This is a genomic window from Mucilaginibacter sp. PPCGB 2223 (genome assembly GCF_001705515.1).
In the GTDB taxonomy this organism is placed as follows: domain Bacteria; phylum Bacteroidota; class Bacteroidia; order Sphingobacteriales; family Sphingobacteriaceae; genus Mucilaginibacter.
Genome location: NZ_MDJS01000002.1, coordinates 526,626 through 552,833, shown reverse-complemented (window position 1 = coordinate 552,833; position 26,208 = coordinate 526,626). Strand labels below are relative to the sequence as shown.

At 48.9% G+C, this 26,208-nt stretch carries 22 protein-coding genes; 6 read left to right on the top strand and 16 right to left on the bottom strand.

From position 1 onward, the window contains the following. Nucleotides 1-161: 161 nt before the first annotated feature. Both BEL04_RS24325 and BEL04_RS12865 read left to right on the top strand, forming a co-directional pair. Nucleotides 162-1,976, top strand: a complete 1,815-nt coding sequence (locus BEL04_RS24325) for a DUF6600 domain-containing protein (RefSeq protein WP_066004448.1) — start codon at nt 162-164, stop codon at nt 1,974-1,976. Between the two features lie 99 nt (nt 1,977-2,075). After that, nucleotides 2,076-2,534 carry a thioredoxin family protein gene (locus BEL04_RS12865; RefSeq protein WP_066004446.1) on the top strand — a complete coding sequence of 153 codons (459 nt, stop codon included), beginning with the start codon at nt 2,076-2,078 and terminating at the stop codon, nt 2,532-2,534. 302 nt (nt 2,535-2,836) lie between these two features. On the opposite strand, the gene dnaN is transcribed toward BEL04_RS12865, so the two are convergent. The 6 genes from dnaN to BEL04_RS12835 form a co-directional block, all read right to left on the bottom strand. After that, on the bottom strand, nt 2,837-3,961 hold the full coding sequence (gene dnaN, locus BEL04_RS12860) for a DNA polymerase III subunit beta (protein WP_066004443.1): 1,125 nt from the start codon (nt 3,959-3,961) through the stop codon (nt 2,837-2,839). 37 nt (nt 3,962-3,998) lie between these two features. Then, the gene (gldG, locus tag BEL04_RS12855; protein ID WP_066004441.1) at nt 3,999-5,693 is read right to left on the bottom strand and encodes a gliding motility-associated ABC transporter substrate-binding protein GldG; all 1,695 of its coding nucleotides are present in this window, start codon (nt 5,691-5,693) and stop codon (nt 3,999-4,001) included. Then, nucleotides 5,687-6,409 (bottom strand): gliding motility-associated ABC transporter permease subunit GldF, encoded by a 723-nt coding sequence (gene gldF, locus BEL04_RS12850; protein WP_066004436.1) that lies wholly within the window; start codon nt 6,407-6,409, stop codon nt 5,687-5,689. The genes gldG and gldF overlap by 7 nt, the downstream gene beginning before the upstream one ends. Nucleotides 6,410-6,938: 529 nt before the next feature. Further along, nucleotides 6,939-7,466, bottom strand: a complete 528-nt coding sequence (locus BEL04_RS12845; protein WP_139113032.1) for a hypothetical protein — start codon at nt 7,464-7,466, stop codon at nt 6,939-6,941. 66 nt (nt 7,467-7,532) lie between these two features. Beyond that, nucleotides 7,533-8,252, bottom strand: coding sequence for an ATP-binding cassette domain-containing protein (locus tag BEL04_RS12840; protein ID WP_066004431.1), 720 nt, complete (start codon nt 8,250-8,252; stop codon nt 7,533-7,535). 107 nt (nt 8,253-8,359) lie between these two features. Beyond that, on the bottom strand, nt 8,360-8,542 hold the full coding sequence (locus tag BEL04_RS12835; RefSeq protein ID WP_066004429.1) for a hypothetical protein: 183 nt from the start codon (nt 8,540-8,542) through the stop codon (nt 8,360-8,362). A gap of 142 nt (nt 8,543-8,684) precedes the next feature. On the opposite strand from BEL04_RS12835, the gene BEL04_RS12830 reads away from it, so the two are divergent. Next, nucleotides 8,685-10,163 (top strand): glycine--tRNA ligase, encoded by a 1,479-nt coding sequence (locus BEL04_RS12830; protein WP_066004426.1) that lies wholly within the window; start codon nt 8,685-8,687, stop codon nt 10,161-10,163. Nucleotides 10,164-10,311: 148 nt separating this feature from the next. Here the strand turns inward: BEL04_RS12830 and BEL04_RS12825 are convergent, their stop codons facing one another. After that, nucleotides 10,312-12,117 carry a patatin-like phospholipase family protein gene (locus BEL04_RS12825; RefSeq protein WP_066004424.1) on the bottom strand — a complete coding sequence of 602 codons (1,806 nt, stop codon included), beginning with the start codon at nt 12,115-12,117 and terminating at the stop codon, nt 10,312-10,314. A 185-nt stretch (nt 12,118-12,302) separates the two neighbouring features. Between BEL04_RS12825 and BEL04_RS12820 the strand changes: the two genes are divergently transcribed. Both BEL04_RS12820 and galU read left to right on the top strand, forming a co-directional pair. Beyond that, entirely contained in the window at nt 12,303-13,298 is a 996-nt protein-coding gene (locus tag BEL04_RS12820; protein WP_066004422.1) for a mevalonate kinase, read from the top strand. Nucleotide 13,299: 1 nt separating this feature from the next. Next, complete coding sequence (gene galU, locus BEL04_RS12815) at nt 13,300-14,175, top strand: UTP--glucose-1-phosphate uridylyltransferase GalU (protein ID WP_066004416.1); 876 nt, start codon at nt 13,300-13,302, stop codon at nt 14,173-14,175. 51 nt (nt 14,176-14,226) lie between these two features. Here galU and BEL04_RS12810 read toward each other — a convergent pair whose 3' ends face one another. The 5 genes from BEL04_RS12810 to namA all read right to left on the bottom strand — a co-directional run bounded on the left by BEL04_RS12810 (nt 14,227) and on the right by namA (nt 18,303). Beyond that, nucleotides 14,227-14,868 carry a hypothetical protein gene (locus BEL04_RS12810; protein WP_066004413.1) on the bottom strand — a complete coding sequence of 214 codons (642 nt, stop codon included), beginning with the start codon at nt 14,866-14,868 and terminating at the stop codon, nt 14,227-14,229. 65 nt (nt 14,869-14,933) lie between these two features. Next, nucleotides 14,934-15,683 (bottom strand): hypothetical protein, encoded by a 750-nt coding sequence (locus BEL04_RS12805; protein ID WP_066004411.1) that lies wholly within the window; start codon nt 15,681-15,683, stop codon nt 14,934-14,936. 78 nt (nt 15,684-15,761) lie between these two features. Beyond that, on the bottom strand, nt 15,762-16,610 hold the full coding sequence (locus tag BEL04_RS12800) for a hypothetical protein (protein ID WP_066004409.1): 849 nt from the start codon (nt 16,608-16,610) through the stop codon (nt 15,762-15,764). A gap of 144 nt (nt 16,611-16,754) precedes the next feature. Beyond that, the gene (locus tag BEL04_RS12795) at nt 16,755-17,177 is read right to left on the bottom strand and encodes an OsmC family protein (RefSeq protein WP_066004407.1); all 423 of its coding nucleotides are present in this window, start codon (nt 17,175-17,177) and stop codon (nt 16,755-16,757) included. A 61-nt stretch (nt 17,178-17,238) separates the two neighbouring features. Next, nucleotides 17,239-18,303, bottom strand: a complete 1,065-nt coding sequence (namA, locus tag BEL04_RS12790) for an NADPH dehydrogenase NamA (RefSeq protein WP_066005265.1) — start codon at nt 18,301-18,303, stop codon at nt 17,239-17,241. Nucleotides 18,304-18,450: 147 nt separating this feature from the next. On the opposite strand from namA, the gene BEL04_RS12785 reads away from it, so the two are divergent. Next, the gene (locus BEL04_RS12785; RefSeq protein ID WP_066005263.1) at nt 18,451-19,446 is read left to right on the top strand and encodes an MBL fold metallo-hydrolase; all 996 of its coding nucleotides are present in this window, start codon (nt 18,451-18,453) and stop codon (nt 19,444-19,446) included. Nucleotides 19,447-19,652: 206 nt separating this feature from the next. Here BEL04_RS12785 and BEL04_RS12780 read toward each other — a convergent pair whose 3' ends face one another. The 4 genes from BEL04_RS12780 to BEL04_RS12765 all read right to left on the bottom strand — a co-directional run bounded on the left by BEL04_RS12780 (nt 19,653) and on the right by BEL04_RS12765 (nt 26,144). After that, nucleotides 19,653-20,087: a cytochrome c gene (locus BEL04_RS12780; RefSeq protein ID WP_066004405.1), complete on the bottom strand. Its 435-nt coding sequence runs from the start codon at nt 20,085-20,087 to the stop codon at nt 19,653-19,655. Nucleotides 20,088-20,101: 14 nt separating this feature from the next. Then, a complete protein-coding gene (locus BEL04_RS12775; RefSeq protein WP_066004404.1) occupies nt 20,102-21,373 on the bottom strand; it encodes a sorbosone dehydrogenase family protein in 1,272 nt (423 codons plus the stop codon). Between the two features lie 89 nt (nt 21,374-21,462). Further along, entirely contained in the window at nt 21,463-24,792 is a 3,330-nt protein-coding gene (locus tag BEL04_RS12770) for a DUF5107 domain-containing protein (RefSeq protein WP_066004403.1), read from the bottom strand. A 5-nt stretch (nt 24,793-24,797) separates the two neighbouring features. Further along, nucleotides 24,798-26,144 carry a sugar porter family MFS transporter gene (locus BEL04_RS12765; protein WP_066004402.1) on the bottom strand — a complete coding sequence of 449 codons (1,347 nt, stop codon included), beginning with the start codon at nt 26,142-26,144 and terminating at the stop codon, nt 24,798-24,800. Nucleotides 26,145-26,208 lie beyond the last annotated feature (64 nt).

Here is a 26,208-nt window from a genome sequence, read left to right as displayed (position 1 = left end):
GATACCGAACAAATTTTAGCACACATTTTGTTTTGCACATTATTTATGCAAACAAAATATTAATATTGTTTTAATGTAATTTTTACGCTAAACATTCTGTCAAAGTAAACGTTACCCATTCAACACAGTCGAAACAAGAGAAGATCATAACCAAAACTGATATGAAACCGATTATAAATAAAATACCTGCCCTGCTGGGTTTGGTATTTACATTACTTATGGTACATCCTGCAAAAACACAGGCGCAGCCTGGTTACAGTGTATCGTACCAGGATTTTTATGATGAACTGCAACCCTATGGCACCTGGGTTTACGACCCCGATTACGGCGATGTTTGGGTACCCGATGCCGACGAAGGCTTCAGGCCCTACGCTACCAGCGGGCATTGGGTTTTAACACGCTATGGCAATACCTGGGTAAGCGATTATCCCTGGGGATGGGCAACTTTCCATTACGGCCGCTGGCGCTACGACGACTATTACGGCTGGGAATGGATACCCGGCTACGAATGGGGGCCGGCCTGGGTTAACTGGCGCCGTGGCGGCGGATATTATGCCTGGGCTCCGCTTGGCCCGCGTATAAGCATCAGCATATCGTTCGGCGGCGGGTACAGCATACCCGACGATTACTGGATTTGCGCGCCGCAGGCTTATATCTGCAGCCCTTATATTACCCGGTATTACGTGCCACGCCCTCGTGTGGTTACCATCATCCACCAAACTACCATCATCAACAATGTTTACGTCAATAACAATGTAAGGTATGTGAGCGGCCCTCGTCCGGATGAGATCCGCCGTTATTCGCGCGAGCCGGTGCGGGTGTATGACATCAATAATGGTAACAACCGCCGGCCGGAGATCCGTAACAACACCATCAATATTTACAGGCCAACCGTGATACGCCCGACCGGTAACGACAGGCCGCGCCCTGCTACCGTGGTGAACGCCGTGGCGTATAAAAATGCCAATCCGAACGGTGGCATAGCCCACCGCGACCGTAACATTGGCGCTACCATCAACCACAACAACTCGGCAGCGCTGGCCGAGGCTGCCCGTAACCCGCAGCCGCAACTGCAGCAAAACAACATCATCCGGGTAAACCGCGAAAACCCAAGGATGAACAGGCCTAACGATAATCCGGCTCCTAATCAAGGCCATCAAAACAGCCCGGCCGCAGCTCCTGGCAACCCTGCTCCGGGTGCGCCGAATAACAACCCGCAAAATGGCAATAACCGTCCTGATCGCGGCCGTTTTGGCCGGGGTAACCCAAGCAGCCAGCAGCCTCCACAGCAAAACCAGCCTGCCGTAACGCCGCAACAGCAGCAAAACGATCAACAGCGCCAGCAACGTGAGCAACAAAGGCAACAGCGCCAAAGGCCACCGCAACAGCAGCAAAATCAGCCTGCTGTAACGCCACCGGCCCAGCAACAAAACGATCAGGCTGCACAGCAACAACGCCAGCAGCAAATCGAGCAGCAAAGGCAACAACGCCAGCAAAGGCCACCGCAACAACAGCCCGATCAGCAGCAACAACAGGCAGCAGATCAGCAAAGGCAGCAAATGGAACAACAGCGTCAGCAACAGCAGGCCGCTCAGCAAGCCCGCCAACAGCAGATGGACCAGCAGCGGCAGCAACAAATGGAGCAGCAACGCCAGCAGCGCGACCAGCAAAGGCAACAACGCCAGCAAAGGCCACCGCAGCAACAGCCCGATCAGCAGCAACAACAGGCAGCAGATCAGCAAAGGCAGCAAATGGAGCAGCAACGCCAGCAACAGCAGCAAGCTGCACAACAACAACGCCAACAGCAAATGGAACAACAGCGCCAGCAGCAGCAACAGGCCGAGCAGCAACGCCAGCAACAAGAACAACAGCGCCAACAGCAACAGCAGCAACAACAAAAGCAGCAGGAGCAACAGCGTCAGCAACAACGGCAACGCCCGCCACGGCCTGAAGATCAGAAGCCGCCGCAACAATAAATCAAAGGATGCCTCCCTGTCGGCAAAAAGCAGGGAGGCATTGATATCTCCCCCTATCCGGGGGATTTAGAAAAACCAATATCTTTCTATCTTAGTATCATGAAAAAAGTTAACGGCCTGCGCATTGCTCTGTATATCATTGTTTGTTTACTGCTCCCTTTTGCAGGGATAAGCAAGGATAAACCCGCAACTAAAAAAGCACCTGCCGAGATCCGTTTTATCGAGGATGCCTGGAACGAAGCTTTGAAACAAGCCGCAGCCCAGCACAAATACATTTTTGTAGATGCCTATGCTACCTGGTGCGGCCCCTGCAAAATGCTGCGCGCAACAACCTTCAAGGATCCTAAAGTAGCCGCTTTTTTCAACCAGAATTTTGTGAACATTTCCATCGATATGGAAAAAGGCATGGGCCCGCAGCTGGCGCAGCAATGGCGTTTGGAAGCCTATCCAACGCTCATCATCTTCAACCCGCAAGGCAAACCGGTATTGGGTACCGTGGGTTATATCAAAGCGGATGAACTGCTCAAATTTGCCAAGCAGGGGTTAGCGAAGAAGTAATTCTGTTCTCCCAAATTTGCGTTAGGGATTTGCAGCGCCTGCCTGCCGGCAGGCAGGGATACCGGCCCTATGGCTAAGGCCCTGTGCAGTATGAGCGCCTGCCTGACGGGCAGGGAAAGCCCGGCCGCAGGCAACGCCCGGATAACCAACGTCACAGATTAAATAGTTTTAAAAAAGCTGCATACGCCTCATCATCCCGCAGAAGATTTTTTCGTTCACACAGACCGAACTCTATCCCGCTCAAGAGTATAGTTCTCTCTCGTGCCTCGTTCGAAATGACAGACTTATTTAGAAAAAAATTATCAAGCGTAGCTGTTCAGCATTACCGGCATCACCAGCATCAGTACGTCTTCGTTCTCATCGCCGCCCTGCGGAAGTAATAAGCCCGCGCGGTTCGGTGTCGACATTTCGAGCGATACTTCTTCGCAGCTCAGGTTTTTCAGCATCTCGATCAGGAAACGGGCGTTGAAACCGATCTCCATGTCTTCGCCTTCGTACTGGCAGCTTAAACGCTCGTGCGCTTCGTTGGCGAAGTCGATATCCTCGGACGAGATGTTCAGCTCGCTGCCGTTGATCTTTAACCTTACCTGGTGGGTAGTTTTGTTGGCGTAGATAGCCACACGGCTCAGCGAGCCTAAAAATGCCTGGCGGTCTATCAGTAATTTATTCGGGTTATTTTGTGGGATAACCGCTTCGTAATCCGGGTAACGCTCGTCGATGAGACGGCAAACAAGGTTGATATTTTCGAATTTGAAGAAAGCGCTGGTGGTATTGTACTCAACGGCAACGTTCACGTCACTGCCGGGCAGCGACGATTTCAACAGGTTCAAGGCTTTTTTAGGTAAAATGAACGATGTTGTACCAGCAGCTTTAGCATCCTTACGGCGGTAGCGAACCAGTTTATGCGCATCGGTAGCTACAAAGGTTAGCGATGTGGTGGTCAATTGGCAAAAAACGCCTGTCATGGCAGGGCGCAGTTCGTCGTTACTTACCGCGAAGATAGTTTTGTTGATGGCCTCGCCTAAAACCGAAGCAGGCAGGTTTACCGATGAAGCGTTTTCCACAACCGGTATTTTCGGGAAATCGTCGCCGTTCTCGCCGCTCAGTTTGTATTTACCGTCGCCGGCATTGATCTCGATGCTGAAGGTCTTATCATCAACCGAAAAAGCGATGGGCTGCTCGGGCAGCGATTTTAAGGTATCCAGCAAAATGCGCGACGGGATAGCCACACGTCCGTTCTCTTTGGCTTCAACAGGTAAAGATGTGGTCATACTGGTTTGCAGGTCCGTAGCCGATATGGTCAGGGTCGCATCTTTTATCTCGAATAAAAAGTTTTCCAGTATAGGTAAAACCGTGCTGCTGCTTAGCGCACCGCTAACTGCCTGTAGTTGCTTCAGCAACGTCGAAGTGGAAACAATAAATCTCATATACTCTTTCGGTAATTATCTATCAAAAATATAAAATTTAGCGCGCATACTTTCGCTTGCGCGTATAATGTTGAAAAATAGCAAAAATTAACACCAAAGCAACCGGGATAACATTATTTATTACCTGCCAGTACAGTTTTTCGCTGCGGATGCGCGCCTTATCCAGCAGCCGTAATTGTATCTCTTTGTTCCTTAGCGCGATCAGGCCTGAATCGTCGGTCATATAGTCGGCAATGTTGAGCAATAAATTTTTGTTGCCGTAACGGTTATTGGGGTTGTATTTATCAACATCCATCGGGTACGGGAAGCCATCGCTGGCTACCTGGTTTTTAAACACGTCGCCATCGCTGATCACGATCATTTTTGTCTGTTTGCTTTGCACGATAACATCCACATGCTCTTTCAGGCTGTCGGGCAGGGGGCGGTTCTTAAAGTCGGACGTGAAACTGCCCTCCAGTAACACGCCAACGGTCTTCGGCGCGCTTTGAAAAGTCTTCGGATCGGGCACATCCTCCACCATCTGCAGCGACAGCAAATGCGGCGTGCTCAACTTGCGGTTATAAGGCGTCGATTCCAGCAGCACCGTTTTTTTGATACCCTTTACCGGCAATGTATCAATAGTACTTACAAACTCGGTACGGATACCATCCAGGTTTTTCACGATAGGATGTTTCGCCTTCGGTATAAAGATAGGATAGAACAGCCAGGGCACCATCTGGTACTGGCTCTGCCCGCCCACGTTGCCGGTGCTCAACGGTATCTGCGCACAGCTCATATCGGCAACCAGATCGTAATTGATGCGGATACCGTAGCGGAACAACTGATCGTCCAGGTTCAGTTGCTTGTTAAAAGCCAGCTGTTCGCCGCCTTTGCCGCGCAGGCTGTCGAGTTCGGCGCTTACCTGGTCAATCGTCCACAAAATCCGGCCGCCACGCATCAGGTACTGGTCTATTTTGAATTTTTCGAGCTCGGTAAACGGCTTATCCGGTTTGGGTATCACCAATAGGCTGATAGCCGCCATGCTCGAAAACGGGATGGTTTTCAAATTAACACGCCCAACCACAAAGCCATCCGACAATGATTTGATCGCGTCATTCAGCTGACGGTCGCTCAGCTCGCTATGCCCCTCGGTAAAACCAATCGACTGTTTACCAGTGCTTGCCGCACGTTTGATGGCCGAAGCAAAAGCGTATTCGAGGTTTTGTATAGAATTGTTCAGTTGCTCTTCATCCGATAAGCCTATCCGCGTTTGCAGCAGCTTTACCGGTATTTCCTTACCGTCGCAGCTTACCAGCGCCGAGGGAACGATGGTCTTTTGCGTCAGGCCGTTATCGGTTTTTACACTAAGCGCAGTTATATCCAAGCCTTTAGCCTGTAAGGCCTTCAGGGTATCATTTTGCTGCTGTTCGGTCAACCCGCCCAGCGGGTCGATAAACTCAAATCTGATGTGCTGGTACGAGTAAGCCTGCATGTCGGTCAGCATATCGCGTGTGGCGGTTTGCAAGCGTTTAAAGGCCGGCGGCAGCTCGCTCCCCTGCAAATAAACAGTTACGGTAACGGGTCTGGTCAGGCTGTCGACCAGGTTGCGGCTCACGGCCGATAGGGTATAGCGTTTCTCCCTGGTAAAATCGAACCGTGTAAATACCTTCCCCGAAAGTAAATTGACCACCACGAGTGCTACAAAGAACAGCAGCAGTTGCAGCAGGTCCTTCTTTTTACGGCTGTTCACCATTTGCGCCCTCCCACAATCGTTTTAGTGAACGCCAAAAACAGGCCGATAAAGCTCAGAAAGTAAAGCAGGTCGCGCGTATCCAGCACACCGCGGCTAATGCTCTGGTAATGCTCGTTGATACCGAAACGCTGGATGCCCAGGTTTTGTAAGGATAGTAAAGTACTGGCCGAATCCAACCCGCTATAGGCTACAAAGCACAAAAACACAGCAATGGTGAAAGCGATGATCTGGTTATCGGTAACCGACGAAGCGAACAAGCCGATAGACACAAATGCCCCGCCCAGCAAAAACAAACCAATATACGAGCCGATCACCGCGCCTGTATCGATATTGCCCTGCGGCAAGCCAAGCGCACTTACCGAGTAATAATAAACCAACGTGGGCAACAGGGCAAAAAGCACAATGAGCAGGCAGGCCAGGTATTTCCCCAGCACAATCTGCCAGTCGGTAAGCGGGCGGGTAGCCAGCAGTTCGAATGTCCCCTCCTTTCGCTCTTCTGCCAGCGAGCGCATCGTGATAGCCGGTATCAGGAACATAAACAGATACGGTGCGGTGCTGAACAGGCTGTCCAGACCGGCATAGCCATATTCCAAAATGCTCGATTCGGGGAACACCCATAAAAACAAACCCAGCACCAGCAAAAACACGCCGATGGTCACATAAGCCACCATGGAGCTCAGGTACGAGGTAATTTCTTTTTTAAGGATAGTTAGCAAGGGAATTGGGTTATTGGGTTACTGGGTTATTAAGTCGTGGTGCAAAAAAACAAAACACATGGGTATTTATGGGTATTTTAAACCTCTTAAAGCGTCATTGCGAGGCACGAAGCAATCACCGACTTGCAGAGCGGCTTTGCAAGTCCGCTTGTCCAATATAGAGATTGCTTCGTACCTCGCAATGACGTGATGGTAGACATGGGTATTTATGGGTATTTTCAATTTTTTCGTCTTGATTATTCACTTACTAATTGTTTTTAATTTGTGTGAATGAACTCGCTATTGCCCGGTTCTTGCTTCTTGGCTCTTGATTCTATTTAAAACAGGGTGATATTTGTCGGTATTTTTCAATTTATCTCTTTGTCTTGATTCCTGCATCCTGACTGTTGATTCTATTCAGGGCGTTGCCTGCGGCCGGGCTATCCCTAACGCAACACATGGGTAAATATGGGTATTTTTCAACTCCTTTCAAGTCTTTATTCCTTGCTTCAACTATAAATATACCCAATTTCCCGGTCAAATCCAACAATTACCATCCAAACCTGTACGCAACTTTCAGCGCCGTTTGCCGGTATTGCGTCTCCGAATAAGCCTCATACCGGATGCCGATATCCAGCACGCTCTTCCTGTCGACCGGCACAAAAAAACCCAAACCCACCGAGTAATCAAACAAACCGCCCGAGCCATTGTTCAGCCTGATCGCCTCGCCCAGCTCTGCCTCGGTATAAAAGCCCGGCCCAGCCTGGAAACGTATTCCTGCTTTTAACGGCGCAAACTGCGGGTGCAATACCTGTGGCGTACCGGCAAAGCTGATGAACGAATCATTGTAACTATAACTCATATAAGCCGCAGTCAAGGTCAGCGCTACCGACTGTGCAAACGGAACCTCACCCTTCAGCGAAGCGCCATACCCAACCGATATCGGGCTGTTAGATGGCAAACCCAACTCAAACGCCGCCCCCAAAAACGCCGACTGCTTATCATCACTGCCACGTCTCTGCGCGTGTGCAATACTGATCGCCGCAAACATTAACATACATACTAATAATCTTTTCATCTTAGTTTTTAACATCTCTATCATTTGCACATCTGCACATTTTCACATCTGCACATCGCTCCCCCTTCAGGGGGTTAGGGGGCTTGTCAGCTCAATAAAAATACTTTCCAAACTCTTGCCCTGATGCTTTTCGCGCAGCCCGGCAAGCGTATCATCGGCCACGATATTCCCTTTGCTGATGATCACCACATCATCGCAAACCGCTTCAACCTCCTGCATAATATGCGTCGATAAAATAATGGTTTTGGTTTTGCCTAATTCGCGTATCAGTTGCCGTATACCCACCAGTTGATTAGGGTCAAGCCCCGAGGTCGGCTCATCCAGTATCAGCACCTGCGGGTCGTGGATGATGGCCTGCGCCAAACCCACACGCTGCCGGTAACCTTTGCTTAGCTGCCCGATCTTTTTATGCTGCTCGGGGGTTAAACCCGTTTGCTCTATCACTTCTTCAATCCGCTTTTTTGCATCAGGCACCCGGTGCACATCGGCAATAAACGCAAGCGATTCCTTGACATACATATCCAGGTATTGCGGGTTGGTTTCGGGCAGATAGCCCACGCTCTTCCTAACTTCCAGCGATTGCCCGGTAATATCAAAGCCCGCCACCGAAGCATTGCCCGATGTTTGCGGGATAAACCCCGTGAGCATTTTCATGGTAGTTGATTTACCCGCCCCGTTCGGCCCCAAAAAGCCCAGCACGCGGCCCGGTTTGGCGGTAAAGCTAATACCGTTGACCGCCTTTTGCGAACCGTAAATTTTGGTTAAACCGTTTACCGAAATGCTCATTAGTGGATAATTTTTACTTCAAAATGAAACGTTTGGATTAAAAAAATATTCAATTTGAATTATTTGTAACGCAAAAATAGCAGAAGTTATATAACACGAACAGAAATTTATTGCGCACCCCAATCCGCGTTAGGGATAAGAGCGCCTGCCTGTCGGCAGACAGGGATACCGGTCTCGCGGCTAATGCCTGCAGGAGTATGAGCGCCTGCCGGACGGGCAGGGATAGCCCGCCCGCAGGCAACGCCCAAGCCTTTTTCGCTCTGGAGAGTTCTCTGCGCATCTCCGTGCATCAAATCTCTGTGAGCTTTGTGGTAAAACACATTAACCACAAAGCGCACAGAGACAATTCCACATTTCAAACATTAAAACCTTCTAACATTTCAACCTTTCAACTATCTGCACATTTACCAAAAAAACTATCTTTGCCCTGTTATGAGCAAAAATACCGACGAACTGTTTAAAAATGTGATCTCCCATGCCAAGGAGTATGGTTTTGTTTTCCCGTCAAGCGAGATATATGACGGTTTAAGTGCTGTTTACGATTACGGCCAAAACGGCGCCGAATTGAAGAACAACATCAAAACCTACTGGTGGAAAGGCATGGTGCAAATGCACGAGAACATCGTTGGTATCGACAGCGCCATATTTATGCACCCCAAAATATGGAAAGCCAGCGGCCACGTTGACGGTTTTAGCGACCCGATGATCGATAACAAAGATTCGAAAAAACGTTACCGTGCCGATCAGCTCATCGAAGATAAGATTGCCCAGCTCGACGCCGAAGGCAAAACCGACGAGGCTGAAGTTTTACAGGCCGACATGGACGCAGCTTTAAAAAACGAAGACCTGCAACGCCTCAAAGAGATCATCATCGACGCTAAGATCATTTGCCCGATCTCAAAAACCGGTAACTGGACGGATGTGCGCCAGTTTAACCTGATGTTCAGCACCCAGGTAGGCGCCGTGGCCGATGAATCGGACACGATATACCTGCGCCCCGAAACCGCCCAGGGTATTTTTGTAAACTTCCTCAATGTGCAGAAATCGGGCAGGATGAAGATCCCTTTCGGTATCGCACAGATCGGCAAAGCTTTCCGTAACGAGGTGATCGCCCGCCAGTTCATCATCCGCATGCGCGAGTTTGAGCAGATGGAGATGCAGTTCTTCGTGCGCCCCGGCACCGAAATGGAATGGTACAAATACTGGAAGGAAGTGCGCCTGAAATGGCACCTCGGCCTGGGCACCGACCCGGCAAAATACCGCTACCACGATCATACCAAGCTGGCGCATTATGCCAATGCAGCCGTTGATATCGAATACGAGTTCCCATTCGGCTTTAAAGAGGTGGAAGGTATCCACAGCCGTACCGATTTCGACCTGAGCCAGCACCAGCAATACTCCGGCAAAAAAATGCAGTATTTCGATCCGGAGCTTGGCCCGGATGGTAAACCTTATGGCAACTATATCCCTTACGTTATCGAAACCTCGATAGGTTTGGACCGTATGTTCCTGCTTACGCTGATGAACGCTTACGACGAGGAAGACCTGAGCACCGAAGAACGCGAAGACAGCCGCGTGGTATTACGTTTCCCGCCTGCACTGGCACCGGTAAAGGCAGCCATATTCCCGTTAACCAAAAAAGACGGCCTGCCCGAAAAAGCCCGCGAAATAATGGATAAGCTGAAGCTCGACTTCCATGTACAATACGAAGAGAAGGATGCCATCGGCAAACGCTACCGTCGCCAGGATGCTATCGGTACCCCGATCTGTATCACCGTCGATCATCAATCATTGGAAGATAATACCGTTACCATCCGCCACCGCGATACCATGGCCCAGGAACGCGTCCCTGCCGATCAGTTAGAAAAGATCATCGGCGACCTGGTAAGCTGGAAAAAGGTATTGGCTTAGTCCATTAGTCATTAGTTCACTGGTTCATTAGTGATAAATTTGATATAGAGCACTTGTTTAACAACAGGTGCTTTTTATTTTTTCCATCCTTTTTCATGAACTATCCACCAACACACCAATGACTGATGAACAAATGACTAATGAACTATCACACCATAAACCCCGGATTTGCCTGAAACAATTGCCAATCTTCCAGCAAGCGCGCTTTTAAGCCTTGTAATTGTACATCCGTTTTCCATTTGGCATCCAAAACCTCCAGGCGGTATATGCGCTTTAACAGGTTATAGCACATGGTAAACTGTCCGCAGGCAATAACGTTATCCCTGTCGGTTTGCGCGCCGCTGTTAAACCATAAGGTAGTCCCTACGGCTGTTGCCGCGGTCGCGATGCTTTGCATGGCAGCACTCGGCTTTAAAATATGCGATACCGCCGGCCACCAGGCTTTGTCTCTCGTTTCCAGGTTATCAATACGCACCGCATTATGCTGGCTCGAAAACTCGTAAATAAAGCACGACAGCGCCCTGTTCTTATAAGCGGGCATGGTGTAAAAGCTATTGTAAGCCTGCCGCCTTTCCTGTGCTAAAAAAACCTTCAGGTTAAGCAGCAACATCGATTGCGCACGCGAGGCCAGCATTTGCTGCAGCAAGGTAAACCGCAGCTTAAAAAAGTACCCGATGTATTTGATCAGCGTGCGGCCGAAGCTGGTTTTGGCCATTTGCTGCTTCTGTTCTTTAAAAATGCGCTGCAGGTACAGGTAAATTACGCCCGGTATAAAGGTCAATACCAATATCCCCAATCCAACCGTTCGCCAGGTACATCCAAAAAACAGCATCACTATTGCTACAATAAACGCAACTAACATTACCTTCATGATATTGTTCACTTTATTGATCGTGAAGTTTTTATACCACCTGTCCGTCTCGTTTGGGTTTACAAACTGATCCATAAAGTAACTGCCTACGTCGCACACCATCATCACATCAAAGGGTTTTTTAGGCGGGTGGCCCGCGCGGTAATTATCTTCCATCATCATACTGCCCAAACCCTGGTTATCAACCACGCCGCCATCCATCATACAAAAGGGCTTATTGGTTATCTCGGCTGTTTTAAGCGGGTTATTGTTTTTGTAATTAATTGCCGTAAACATCTCATCTGCATTATTCAAACCCTTATGCATATAATCGTACGGGTAAACCATCGGCTCAAACCCCGAAGGGAAACAGGATGATGTCGCCACCAGGTCGCTCAACTTCAGCTTCCGCGCAATGTCGGCGTTATTAAAGTTGAGATAGTAGTTACCGACAGTAAATATGCTATCGGCGTAGCCATTGGTCTGAAAGCGGAAAGCTATGCCGTTATTCAACTCTGTTGCGTTAAGGCAAACGGTTTTTAAATGCGGGTTGGCGCTGTGGTCAAAAAAAACATCCAGCGTTTCGCTTTTGCCTTCCGCATTGGTAAACAGCATCTCATCATAAGCTTTCGCGAAGGCATTGATCAGGTTATGCTCTTTCTTCACCTTACGCGTCCAGCCTGTTGCGGCATCGGTTTGCGTACCTACTTCGTTCCATCGCTTAGGGTCGGTTAAAATATCGAACACCCGGTTCAGCAAGCCCTCGCCTTCCATAAAGCGTTTCATACCCGCATAAAAATCGCCGAACACAAAGCCCGGCTTAAAAACACCGGCGCTGTAAAACGCATTGGTTATTGAGCCGCCCGAAGTTGAGGTAATAAACGTAACATGGTTCAGCAGGGTATCGGCTTCGTTGGCCAGCCAGGCCCGGTTAAGATACGATATGGCGCCAAGGCTGAACGATGCCGCCCTGAACCCGCCGCCCGACAGGGCCAGCGCAATATCGCCAAACGGGTTTTCGGGTACAATGTTAACCTGTTGCCTGTTGACTTCCTGCGGGGTTTCGACCTGCGCAGGCGGGGTGGTAAGGTCTAATAAAGACATATTTCGTTTTCAATTTAGGTATATCTAAAGATAGCTAATATTTAGTCCATATTATATCAAAAACACAGGGGGTAATATTTGCCAATTTAGTACAATATATTCCCAAAAAAATATAAAGTTTATGTCGCTGCATTCGGGATATTTGATTTTTATGCGCATTTTAGCCACAAATCAAGTTTAATATTATGATCATTGATTCCCGCGCTTATGCAAGGGCCGGCTTGCTGGGCAACCCCAGCGACGGGTACTTCGGCAAAACCATCAGTTTAAGCATCAAAAATTTTGGCGCCCATATCCTGTTGTACCAATCGCCCGAACTGGTGATCGAGCAGCAGGAAGCCGACGCCAACTCGTTCCGTAATATTTACCATTTAAAGGAAACTGTCGGCTCGATAGGTTATAACGGCGGCATACCGATCATCAAAGCGGCCATCAAAAAGTTTTGCGACTATTGCGATGAGAACAGCATCCGTTTAGCCAATAAAAACTTCACTATCCGTTATCGTTCTACCATCCCCCGGCAGGTTGGCCTGGCCGGCTCAAGCGCGATCATCATTGCCACATTAAAGGCTTTAATGCAGTTTTATAAAGTGGATATCCCCCTGCATTTACTGGCCAATATTGCTTTAGCCGCCGAAGCCCAGGAAATGGGCATCAACGCAGGCTTGCAGGACAGGGTGATACAATGTTACGAAGGCTGCGTGCATATGGATTTTAACAAGGCACAGATGGAAAAGCACGGTTACGGGGTTTACACACCTATCGACCCTACTTTATTACCTAAACTTTACATGGCCTATAAAACCAACCTGAGTAAAGTTTCGGGCAAGGTACTGAACGAGATACGCGCCAAATACGATAAAGGCGATAAACACACCATCGATACGCTTACTACTATCGCCAACTTGGCCGATGAAGGCGCCATCGCCATTAAAAATAAAGATTATGGCCTGCTGGGCGAACTGATCAACGCCAACTTTGATAACCGCTGTAAGATTATGACCATCAGCGAAAGCAATATGCAGCTTATCAATACCGCACGCGGCTGCGGCGCTACAGCATCGTTCACCGGCTCGGGCGGCGCCATCATCGGTACTTACCAGGATGAAGAGATGCTCAAAAAATTAATCTACAGTTTAAAAAAAATAAATGCACGCGTTATAAAACCTTATATGATTTAATATGGTAAAGAAAGCAGTGATCCCGGCAGCAGGTTTAGGAACCAGGTTTTTACCCGCCACCAAAGCATCGCCAAAAGAGATGCTCCCTATTATTGACACCCCGACCATACAATACGTGGTGCAGGAAGCTGTTGATTCGGGTATCGAAGATATCCTGATCATCTCGGGCAAAGGCAAACGCTCCATCGAAGATCATTTCGACCGTCACCCCGAACTCGAAGAGCGCCTTTTGGAAAAGGAAGATAAGATGTACGACGAGATCATGCACCTTTCGGATATGGCCAACATCCACTTCATCCGCCAAAAGGAAATCAACGGACTGGGCGATGCCATTTACTACGCGCGCCACCATACCGGCAACCAGCCATTCGCAGTGCTTTTGGGCGATACCATTATCAACTCGGCTATCCCGGTAACTCAGCAATTGATCGATATTTATGAGCAGTACCAAAGCACCGTGATCGCTGTGGAAACCGTACCGCACGATAAGGTATCGCGTTATGGCATTGTGGGCGGCGAAATGCTTTCGGATACGCTGATGAACCTGAATACGCTCATCGAAAAACCGGCCACTGATAAAGCGCCATCAAACCTGGCCATTGCCGGGCGGTATGTATTGACGCCCGAAATATACCGCGCGCTTGAGAATACCCCTCCGGGCAAAAACAACGAAGTGCAATTGACAGATGCTATGGTGAACCTGCTGAAAAGCGAAAGCATGTACGCCCATACCATCGAGGGCAAGCGTTATGATATCGGCAACAAGCTCGACTTTTTGAAAACCAACGTGGAGTTTGCCTTACGCCGGAAAGAATTCGCCAAACCGTTTTATGCTTTCCTGAAGGAGATTGTGGAGGAGTATAAAGGGCAGTTTTGATATGAATAATACATAGATTTGACAACTTTTTAAAAGTTGTCAAATCTTTTGCTAAAACCTACCCCACACCTTAATATGCTGCAACCTCAGATGCCGTGCCAGCATAACAATGTACACCACATCGTACACAAAAATAGCTGCAAACAAAAACTGCAGTAATGGCGAGTGGCCATAAGTTTTGGTTTGCGTATAAAACGCAAACGATGCCAATGCCGTCCCCAGCATTTTAAATATGCCTATGTACATACTTTGCCCGGCCGCGCTTTTGCGTTGGTTAAGCATATTGATAAACAATACCGACATCATCAGGTTTTGGCCGAAGGCCGCATATGCGCCATTCTCATCTTTTAGCTCCCGCCCAAGCAGCAGTATCGCAGTAAAAGTTACCGCAAACCCCAGTAAAAACTGCAGGTAAAAGCTACCAGCCAGGCGTATTTTAGGTGCCGTCGGTCCAAAACGGAGGTATTGCAGCAGGATCAGCACATCAAACATAAACCATACCCTGTCGACAGCCAGTTGCGGCATGCTATGCGGATATACAAACGAGTAAATGGCCTCCCACGATAAATTGGCCAGCAGCGCTGCCGCAGGCATACCATAAGTAAGGTCGATAACGCCCCGGCGGATAATGAGCAAATAAGTAACCGTCCAGCACACGCCCGAGGCTATCATCAACTGATTAAAAACAGACATGCTCAAATATAAAAATAGCGATGAGTTCGAGGCCCATCACTGCCGCGGTTTCTTTTTTGTTTACGCTACTCTGTCTTTTTATCAGCGTTATATACGGCTACCAGTTCGTTCAACTGAAAATAATTCGAAAGACCGTTTTTGATGACTTTGGCAACTGCAGGGTCGTCGCCTAACATCTCGCCCAGTTTGGCATAAATATTACTTGGCAGCAGGCGTTCTATTTTATTATCTTTCAACAGGTAAATATAGTCTTCTTTATCAGGGGTATACAAACGGCCATTACGCGCCATTGTTGAATAATAGTAACCTGTTGGGTGCTCAATCCGGTACCCTGCTGTAAAAAATGAATTTTCGCTTTGCTGCAGCCCGGCAACTTCGTAGCCACTATCCTGCCGGTAACCCTCGGGCGGTGTATTGTAAAAATGGTTCGAATTACCGTAGCTGTAAATATAGCTCCAATAATTATTGGAGCCCAGTTCGCCATGTTTTTCCAGTACGAGGATATTAGCCACCGGATACGAGGTGATCTGTTTAAGCAAAACCGGCTTACCGTGATTATCGTATTTTACCAGCACAATACCATCTGTTAAAATCACTTTGCTGATATCCTTTAACGATACATGTTCATCATTTTCAGTATTGGTTTTAATGATGATCTCACGATTAAATATACCGCTGAACGTTTCATCAGGAAGCTGGATTTCGGAGCGTGAAATATTACCGTTTGTATAATATAAATCGGCTTGGTGCCATTTGGCAAATGAGCTCACGCTTACCAAAGCCAGAACAACCGTAAATAATAGCTGCTTTTTCATGATTCTCAGGTTTATGATATAAATATAACAGCATAGCCCGGTAATCAAAACAATAAGTATCCGATCAATATTATTTTCTTACTTTTTCGTCAGGATATACTCGCCCCAAAAATCTGTTGCCGCCGCACCACCACCATCCATCATCACCTTCGCCATATCCTGGCCTTCACCCCCACCCATAGGCATACCACCGGCTACTATGCTAATCGACTGCACGGGCCTGCTGCTGCCGAACAGGCTCACGCCGTTCAGTAAAATATGATAGCTGAATTTCACCGGATTATCCACCGATAGGCCGAGCCTCTTTAGACTGATCGCCATCTCGCAGGTAAAAGCTCCTTTTGCATCGTAACGGCCGGCTGCTTTTAAACCATCATCATTGTAAACCGATATCAGCGAATCCAGGTCTTTAAAACCCAGGGCCCCTATCCATTTGGCACGCTGATTAAATAGCTTATTACGCGCCATCATGATCGAATCCGCTTCTTTTTCGGTGAGATGTTCGTTATCCGAGGCGGCGAGGCGCTTGATGCTGCTCACCATAACCACGCCTCCGCCCGCCTTGCCGGCCGTTGGTATGATTACCGGGTAAACCACCCGAAAAGCGTCCTTGTCATTTTTTTTACCGGTTGGCTGTATGGTGAGGCATACCCCGCCGCTGTTAATTTTGCGGATGATTGCCGCATCGGTAGCCTGCACAGTTAAATACAGATTATCATCGTCGTTGCTCAAGGTATAAAAAACATCGGTGGCATGGTTGTACGCCTTAAACTGGTTATTCCATTCGGTGGTTTTGCCGTCAATTTTAATATCGGCAGGTGCGCGTACGCTGCCTGGCTGTATGTTGGGTAATTTTTGCGCGTTTGCCGCGATCGACAGGCATACGCCTATTACTGCGGACTTGAATGTTTTTCCTGAGTTCAGCATAAGTAACAGATTAAACTAAAATTTTAGTTAAACCTAATCATTTCTTCCGAAAACCGGTTGTTAAATAACGTTAAATAAAAAAGTGCCATCGAATTGTTACAATGGCACTTTTAAGTATCCGGGCTGACCCTTGTTCAGTTGTCGTTAACCTTCGTAGGTAGCGGTTAAAGTGATCGGTACGCTCAGTGCTTTTGATATGATGCAGTTGGCTTTTGCACCTTCGGCAATTTTTTGGAAAGTATCGTTATCCACACCATCTATCTTAGAAGCTTTTAACTCCAGGTGAATGCCGGTGATCGACAAAGCCTGCATATCCAGATCCAGAATTGCCTCGGTATCCAGGTCGTTCGGTGTAAAACCGGCCTGCGATAAAGCAGCGCCAACAGCCATGGTAAAACAGCCTGCGTGTGCGGCAGCTATCAGCTCTTCGGGGTTAGTGCCCACGCCATCGGCAAAGCGGGTTTTAAATGAATATTGGGTATCTTTCAACACGGTGCTTTGCGTTGATATTTTTCCTGATCCGGCCTGAAGGGTACCGTTCCAATGTGCTTTTGCTGTACGTTTCATAAAGTATTGATTTTGTTTTATTGAATGTTATAAAGCTAAGTATTTGTTTGTAAACTGCATATTACCATTTTGCACGTTCGTATTGCAGGGGCCATTTAACTTCGTGGCCCAGCACATGTGCGGCGCGCAGCGGGAAATAGGGGTCGCGCAGCATCTCGCGCGCCAGTAATACTATATCCGCTTTACCGCTTTGGATGATCTCATCGGCTTGTTTGGGTTCGGTTATCATGCCCACAGCGCCTGCCAATATACCGGTTTGTTTCTTTATTGCTTCGGCAAACTGCACCTGGTACCCGGGGCCAACGGGTATTTTGGCCGAAGCAACATTACCGCCCGACGAGCAATCCACCAGGTCGACGCCCCGCTCTTTTAATATGCCTGCCAGTTTAACGGAGTCTTCAGCTGTCCAGCCGCCGGGTGTCCAGTCGGTAGCCGATATGCGGACAAATAACGGGTTTTGCTGCGGCCAGGCCTTACGCACCGTGTCTGCAATTTCGAGCAGCAGCCTGATCCTGTTTTCAAAGCTCCCGCCATATTCGTCGGTACGCTGGTTGCTTAGGGGCGATAAAAACTCGTGCAGCAGGTAACCGTGTGCAGCATGTATCTCTATCACTTTAAACCCGGCTTTAATTGCGCGGTAAGTAGCCTGTTTAAAATCTTCGATCACCCGGGCAATGCCTTGCTGGTCAAGCTCTAAAGGTTTTTCTTCTGCTTCAGTAAAAGCAACGGCGCTTGGCGCTACCGTTTGCCACCCGCCACTTAGCAACGATACCTGTTTGCCGCCTGCCCAGGGTACCTGGTGGCTGCCTTTGCGACCCGCATGGGCCAGTTGTATGCCCGCCACACTGCCGTGTTCGTGGATAAATGCGGTTATCTTTTCCAGTTCGGCAATGTGTTCGTCTTTCCAGATGCCGAGATCGCCGGCGCTTATCCGGCCTTCGGGCGATACCGCCGTGGCTTCGGTTATTACTAAAGCGGCGCCGCCAACAGCACGGCTGCCTAAATGTACCAGGTGCCAGTTGCTGGCAAACCCGTCTTCGCTGCTGTATTCGCACATGGGCGATACGGCTATCCTGTTTTTAAACTCTACTCCGCGTATGGTTAAAGGGCTGAAAAGATGTGGCATGTTATATTTTTTGCTCAATTTTAACACTATTTTATTTGTTTGGGTTTTACTTGCGCGAATAAATACTTTGGCATGACGAACGCCCGCACTTATGTCATTCAAATAACTTATTTTCGGCTTTTTGAGATTTATTTCCGGCTAAAATTTATGCAGTCATCCGCTCATTTCGATGGTAAAGTGTTTGTTAACCCTATCCCGACCAAGGTTGGCGGCGAAGGCAATATGGGCAAGCTTTTGTATGAATATTTCATCAAATCGCACCCCAACCGGTACCCGGCAAAAACGCCCGGCCCTTTCTCTGCCGACCTGAATAAGCTGAATCTCCTGCCACCCGATACCCTGCGTGTTACCTGGTTAGGGCACTCGGGACTCATTATCGAAATTGATGGTAAACGTATTTTAACCGACCCGGTTTACCGCCGCGCTTCGCCATTCCAGTTCATGGGGCCGAAGCGGTTTTTTCCGGCACCTATTGCGTTAGACAAGCTGCCGCACCTCGACGCGATCATCATTTCGCACGATCATTACGATCACCTCGATCAACAGGTCATCGTAGCCCTGGCAACCAAAGGTACGCCCATTTATACCTCTCTTGGTGTAGGCGCTATCTTACAAAAATGGGGTATCTCTCAAACACATATTACCGAAATGGACTGGTGGCAAACTGCCGATCTGGGCGATGGTATTACTTTAACCTCGGCACCGGCAAGGCATTTTTCGGGCCGCAGCCTGTTTAACCGCAACCAAACCCTGTGGGCATCGTTCGGCATTAAAGGGCCGGTGCATAACGTTTACTACGGCGCCGATTCGGGCATGCACCCGCTATTTAACGAGATAGGCGAACGCCTCGGCCCTTTTGATCTGGCGATGCTGGAAGTTGGTGCTGCCGACCCGATGTGGGCCGATATCCACATGGGGCCCGCCAACGCTACCAATGCCATGCTGGCCTTAGGGGCCAAGGTGCTGATGCCCATACATTGGGGCACGTTTAACCTGGCCCTCCACACCTGGACCGAACCTGTAGAGGATGTGATGAAATACGCTGCCGAAAAGCAGATCAAGCTATTGCTCCCCGCTCCCGGCCAAACCTATACCTACAACGGCGAGCAGTATATCAATAAATGGTGGGAGCCTTTTATGTAAGATAGCCCCCCTTATTAAAAAAATTGTCATTTCGATAGAGCACGGGTAGGAATGTGCAGAGGTGCGAAAGAGAACTATCTCTTGAGCGAGACCGTGCCCTGACTGTTGGAACGAAAAAATCTTCTGCGATCTGCAAAGTTTGTCAGTATTCAGCAGAAGATCTCTCACTACCGTTCGAGATGACAAGAGACAGAGAAATAATATGCTTACTTCTTATTGGCCGCTCTAACCACTTTAACCTCGGCAGCTTTAACAGCGCTGGCTTTATTGCCAAAGCTGTTGCGCACATAGGTTAATACGTCGGCTATTTCCTGGTCGCTTAAAAAGTTATGGGGCGCCATATTGTTCGAGTAGGTTTCGCCGTCTATCTCTACATTTTGTGCAAAGCCGTTCAGTACCACCTTAATCAGTTTGGTTTTATCGCCAAGCACATAGCTGGTTTTAACCAAAGGGGGGTTCATATTCGGTACGCCGCCGCCATCAACAAAATGGCAGCTCAAACAATTTTTGGTATACACCACTTTTCCGCGGGCTATAGAAGCCGGAATTCCCGGTTTTATCGCAGCGGTTTTAGGTTTGGTTTGGGCAAATACGCACAGGCTTGCCGGCAGTAAAATAACGGCTGCTAAAAGTTTCTTCATGTAAACAGATGATCTTATTTTTTATAAATGATACGGTAAATAGTTCCTTTGCTATCGTCGCTTACGTAGAGCGACCCGTCGGGCCCCTGTGCCAGGCCGCACGGACGGTGATCGGCGCGTCCTGATTCAGCTTTTTGCGGCGAACCAGCAAAATTATCGGCAAATACCTCCCAGTCGCCATAAGGCTTACCATTTTTAAATGGCTGGAAAACCACAAAATAACCTGCCTGTGGCTCAGGCGCGCGGTTCCACGAGCCATGGAAAGCGATAAAAGCTCCATTTTTGTATTTCTCGGGGAACATATTGCCTGTATAAAACAGTAAACCATTAGGTGCAAGGTGACCAGGGTATGCCGCTGCCGGGTCGATAAAATTACCTGCAGCTTCCTTTTTTCCATCGCCGCCGTACTCGGGCGCCATGATTTTTTTATGCTGGATCTGGTCGTAGTACATATAAGGCCAGCCGGCGTTATCTCCTTTTTTCAAAGCGTACATACATTCGGCGGGCAGCTCTGCCGATTGCTTAACAGTAAACATATCCGGGAAGATATCGTGCAGCTGGTCGCGGCCGTGCTGCATCACAAACAGCTGGTTATCCTGCTGGTTCCAGTCTAAACCTACCACGTTACGTAAACCGGTAGCGTAGCGTACGCCTTCGCCATAAGTTTGATTTGGTTTGTTGGCTTTAAACTGCCAGATACCACCTGCCGAATCCAGGATCGGGCACCCTTTGATACCCATCGAGCCTAACTGGCGGTCGTGCTCCTGGCACGAGTTTGAGTACGCCCCCACGTTTACATAGATGTTGCCGGCATTATCCAGCACAATGGATTTGGTTTCGTGCTCGCGGCCCATTTTTAAACCGGTGATGATCTTTTCGGGATGATCCTGATCTATCACTTTATTTTGAGCATCAAGTTTATAACGAAACACTTCTGTATTTGACGACGCATACAAGTAGCCATCTTTAATGTAAATGCCTGTACCACCATAATTTGCAAAACCACCTATTAGCAAAGCTTTGCCATCGGCGTTTTCGTGCAGCACCAAAATTGCTTTGCCATCCTTATTGGGGCGGGCCAGTTTAACATAGATATCGCCCTGTGCCGTAACGATCAGGTGCCTTGCGCGGGCACCCGTTTCGGCTACTTTTAACGCGCCAAAACCCGCCGGTAATTTTAAGCCCGCGTTATCGGCATCGGGTGTTACATTGATATCCGATTTTAAAGCGAACAACGCAATGCACACTACCGCTACAGGCAAAAAGTATTTTAATTTGGTTTTCATGGTCAGGTGATTTTTGTACCGACCCGAAATTAACTACTTTTTTGTCAAGCCGGAAATTTAAACCGGCACATCAACGTAACATTCCTATTTCAACTAACCGGCTTGTGTGCCAGCTTCAAATGCGTTGCTGCACCAAAATGCATCCCGTTTTCGGTCAAAACCTGTTGCAAAGCCCCGGCAGCTTCGTCGTACAGCCCGCTACCCAGGTATCCCAGGCCCATCATATACAAACAATGCAGTTTATTGCGTAGGCTGAGGTCATCCTCAAAAACCAAAAGGTCGGGCAGCGATACCGCAAAATAATCCAGCCTGATATCGTCGCCGATATGCGTTTTGCCATAATCAATCAGTTTCTTGAATATCTCCTTTGCTTTTTCATCCGACCCTAATTTTTGCCACGCCAAACCCTGGTAGAATATCTTATCGGGCTGCTGATCGTTGTAAAACATGGCCGCGCTTGGTTCGCTCAGGCCCGAACTTGCCTTTTGCCAGTAAAGTATCGCACCATCGTTTTGGCCGAGTTGCTGATAAGCGCAGCCCATCCAATAGAAAATATCGTTTTCCTGAGCGCCCGGTAATTTGCCCTCGCCCAAGTTTTCGGGATAAGTTTGAGCCCGGGTCAATAATTCAATAGCCGTGTTGTAATCGCCATTGGCGATGGCTTGTTTAGCCAGCTCTGTCAGACTAAACAGGTACTGTGCCGACACTTTGCCCTCGCCGCCTTCCCATGGGTGGAACCTGCGGTCCATCAGCATATCAAATGCTCTTTGATGTTCGCCGTTAAAGTTATAGACCGATGCCCGTTCGAGGTACAGATCGTCGCGGTTAAGCGTGGTTTGCAAGTTATCTTCCAGCACTTTTAACCGGTGTTCCAAACTATAATTGAGGCGTTTGTACAATTGGTCGAGTTCCATCAGCACACGCGCGTCAGACGGGTCGAGTTCAAAGGCTTTCTCGAAGCTGGCAAGGGCCTGCTGCGCATTACCGAATTTGTTAAAATACGCGATGCCGAGGTTACGCAGCACGGTTGGGAAATTACCATCCTTTTGCGCCGAAAGCTGCCATGCTGTTAAAGCGTCGTCATACTGGCGCTTATCATACCATAAATTGCCTAAATAATAAGACGCCTTAGCATCGGCCGGGTTATTACCGATCGCATAACGCAGCACCATGATATCCTCCAAGCGGTTAGGAAAGCATAGCGCCGGGCTGGCTTTGGCAGCTTTTTGCAGATAACCCTCAACATCAATTGTTTTTGCCGCGAGGTGACTATAGTAAGCCAGGTAGTAATTAACCATTGGCTCCGCCTGGTGATCATCTGCTTTCAGCAACAGCGCAATAGCTTCGTCGTATAATCCCATAGCAGCAAAATCGATAGCATAGGCAACCAGGTTATTTGCGGTGCCGCGGCTCAGCTGCATCAGCTGCGCGCTCGCTTTTTGAGCGCGGTGGTCCATTTTCAATTCGGCATAACAAAGCTTCGTAGCAAATAACGCGCCCAGGTTAAACTTATCCGCCTTAAGCGCGTGTTCTGCCGCCGCCAGTGCCTCGTTCATGCGGCCGAGCTTTAACAGGGCCATAATTTTTAAAGTGTTGGCCCTGCCGTTCCGGGCATTGCGGTCGAGCGACTGCCCGATATGCTCCAATGCCGGTTCGTAGCCGCCGCGCATCATATCGATCTGCGCCACGGCAAAAAAACCGTTATCCTGCCAGGCGCTGTTCCAGGTTGCTTTAAAAAACGCATCGTAAGCTTCATCAAACCGGCGCTGGTACGCCAGGCATAAGCCTAAATTGTAATAAGGCTCACCATCGTATGGGTTGGGGTTTCGCCGGGTAATGGTTTCAGTTGCTTTGCGCAGATAGGGTTCGCTTTTCGCGAACTGCCCCCGCCGCAGGTACCAAAGGCCAAGCGCACTGTTATTGCGTGCATCGCCCGGATCGCGCTTCAGGGCCTCTTCATAATACGGCACCGGGCTATAGGTGGCATGGCGGTACTGCTCCAGGTGCTGGCCGGTTAAAAACAATTCTTCACAGGTGCTAACCTCAGCAGGCTGCAGGGCCGGCTTTGCAGGCTGCGGCACTTCGTTCTGTTTGTTATCGGCAGGGCTGTAACTTAGCAACACGCGGCCGTGCCTGTCGGCCACGGTTATCCGGAGATCTTTCTCAGTAAAATTGTTGGCGACAGGTACCAGTTCAATAAATTCCTTTTCGGGCGATATATCGATTGTTCTATCGGCGCAAAGCGTGCCGGCTGCATACAGCTTAACGTGTACACCCGACATAGGCGAGGTGGCAAAAACTTTCACCTCAATCTTCCCATCCAGCAATTCGTAGCCGATCAGGATATCCTTACTTGCATTTTTCACCACCCCAAGCTCACGGTAAGGCAAAAAATATTGCGTAAAACTTTTTTCTTCGTTCGGCATCAGCCAGCTAAAATCGGGCTGGTTATCGGTAAAAACGCCGGTCATCAGCTCAATATACGGGCCGTCTTCATCGGTAAGGTTACGGTCCCACGCAACACCGAAATCGCCGTTGCCCCAGGTCCACTGTTTTTTGCCCGGCGATACATGGTGATCGGCCACATGCAGCACCCCGGCGCGGGTATCGTGCTCGTAGCCGCCTACAAAATTGTATTCGCTGTTCACCGCCATATACGATGTGGGCACCGGGATGTTTTTATAGCGCGAGATATCCGTGCCCGGCGAATAATCTACTTTATAATAAGTACCCGTAGCTATCGGGAAGGTTGACACGTCCCGTTTGCCATGATCAAAAACGGCGTTCACATCGGGCGGAAAAACCGATTGGTAGTCATCATTCACCTTCACCGCCGGATTAGCCCACCACAAAAACGTTTGAGGTAAATTGCTATGGTTATACAGCCGGGCTTTGATTTCGAGATAAGCGTTATCAGGATAGAGGGTAAAACCTGCCATGCCTTTAGTACCGAACATTTTTTCGAGCTCGTTCACCCAAACGGTTTTGCTGCCGTCGGCATTATCTTCGAGGCAAAAATCAACCGGTTCGAAAGTACTGGGGCGATGGTGCTGCGGCCAGTTAAATTCTATCCCGCCCGATATCCATGGCCCGCACAAACCCACCAGCGCCGGTTTGATCACCTGGTTATAGTAGATAAAATGGCGCTGCTTAATCTTATCGTAAGCCATTTGTACACGCCCGCCCAGTTCGGGCAGGATCATAATTTTGAGATACCTGTTCTCCAGGAAAACGCCGGTATACTCGCGGTCAACCTTCACATCAAATATCTTCTCGATAACCGGGTTGGGGTACACCACGCCGCTGCTGCCCTGGTACACGCGTTTCTCAAAAAACATCGGGTTTTTATCGGGTGCGCCGGTAGGGTAAGTTGGGATGATGACCTTTTCTATCCAGCTTTTAACGGTATTATTTTCCATAAGGATCAATGCGCTTTAAAATTATTCTCGAGTTCCTCCAGTGTCTGGCCCTTGGTCTCTTTTACCCGCAGGCGGATGAATAAATACCCTGCAAAGCATATAGCAGCATACAGGTAGAACGGGCCGTACGTACCTAAATGTGCCGCCAGCGGCGGGAAGGTAAATACCAGGATAAAGTACGCCGCCCAAAGGCTCTCGATGGCAACAGACGATGCCGCACCGCGTACGTTATTGGGAAATATTTCGGAGATGAGCACCCAGGTTACCGGTGCCAGCGACGCCGCGTAAATACCGATGGCCGCCAGTACAAAAACCGATACCCAGATCATGGCATAATTACCCTTCAGCAACACGGCCAATACAAGATAAATGATGGCCAATGCCAGCGATCCGGCCAGCATTAGCGGGCGGCGGCCAAGCTTGTCGACCTGCCACATGGCCAGCAGCGTAAAGGCCAGGTTAACCACCCCAATGGCAACTGTTTCGAACAACTGGCTATCCAGGTTTGCCCCCACCGATTTAAAAATAGTAGAGGTATAGTTGAACACTACGTTAATACCGCAAAACTGCTGGAACACCGCCAGTGTAATGCCGACAATAACCGCCGGGCGCACGGCTTTGGCGAATACCGCTCCATAATTCTGTTTTTTGGTACCCGTGAGCGACATAGCGATATCAGAAGCCGTATCCCTGGCAAAATTTGCACCGCCGATCTTATCGAGTATCCCGATGGCTTTTTCGCTTTGCCCGGCCTTCATCAGCCAGCGCGGGCTTTCGGGTAAAAAAACAACACCGATTAAAAATAAGGCCGAGGGTATGCAGCCCAGTCCGAACATCCAGCGCCAGGCCCCTGCCCCGTAACCGCTTAAAGCGTAGTTCACTACATTGGTAATTAAAATACCGATCACGATGGTAAGCTGGTTGATGGCCACATTACGCCCGCGAACTGCCGCCGGCGATATCTCGGCAATATACATCGGGCTTAACATGGATGCCATGCCCACGCCTATACCCGCCGCAAAACGGGTGATGATAAATATACTCAGGCTTGTTGAAAATGCCATGCCGAGCGACGATAAGGCGAAGATGGCCGCCGCGATCATTAATCCCGGCCTGCGGCCGTACTTATCTGCCAGCACGCCGGCAATGCCGCAACCTGCCATGCACCCCAGGGCAAGCGACCCGGTCAAGAAACCTTCCCACCAGGTGGTAAGCGCAAACGTGGTCCGTAAAAAAGGCAGTGCCCCGGATATGACAGCAAAATCGAACCCGAACAAATAGCCGCCAAGGGCCGAAATAAACGAGATACCCAAAATGTATGCGTTGTTGTATATGCCTGCGGTTTTATCCATAAAAAATAAATTTATAATCGGTTAAGCTAATGTAGGCGCGTACCTGCTTTTCGGCAATGGATAA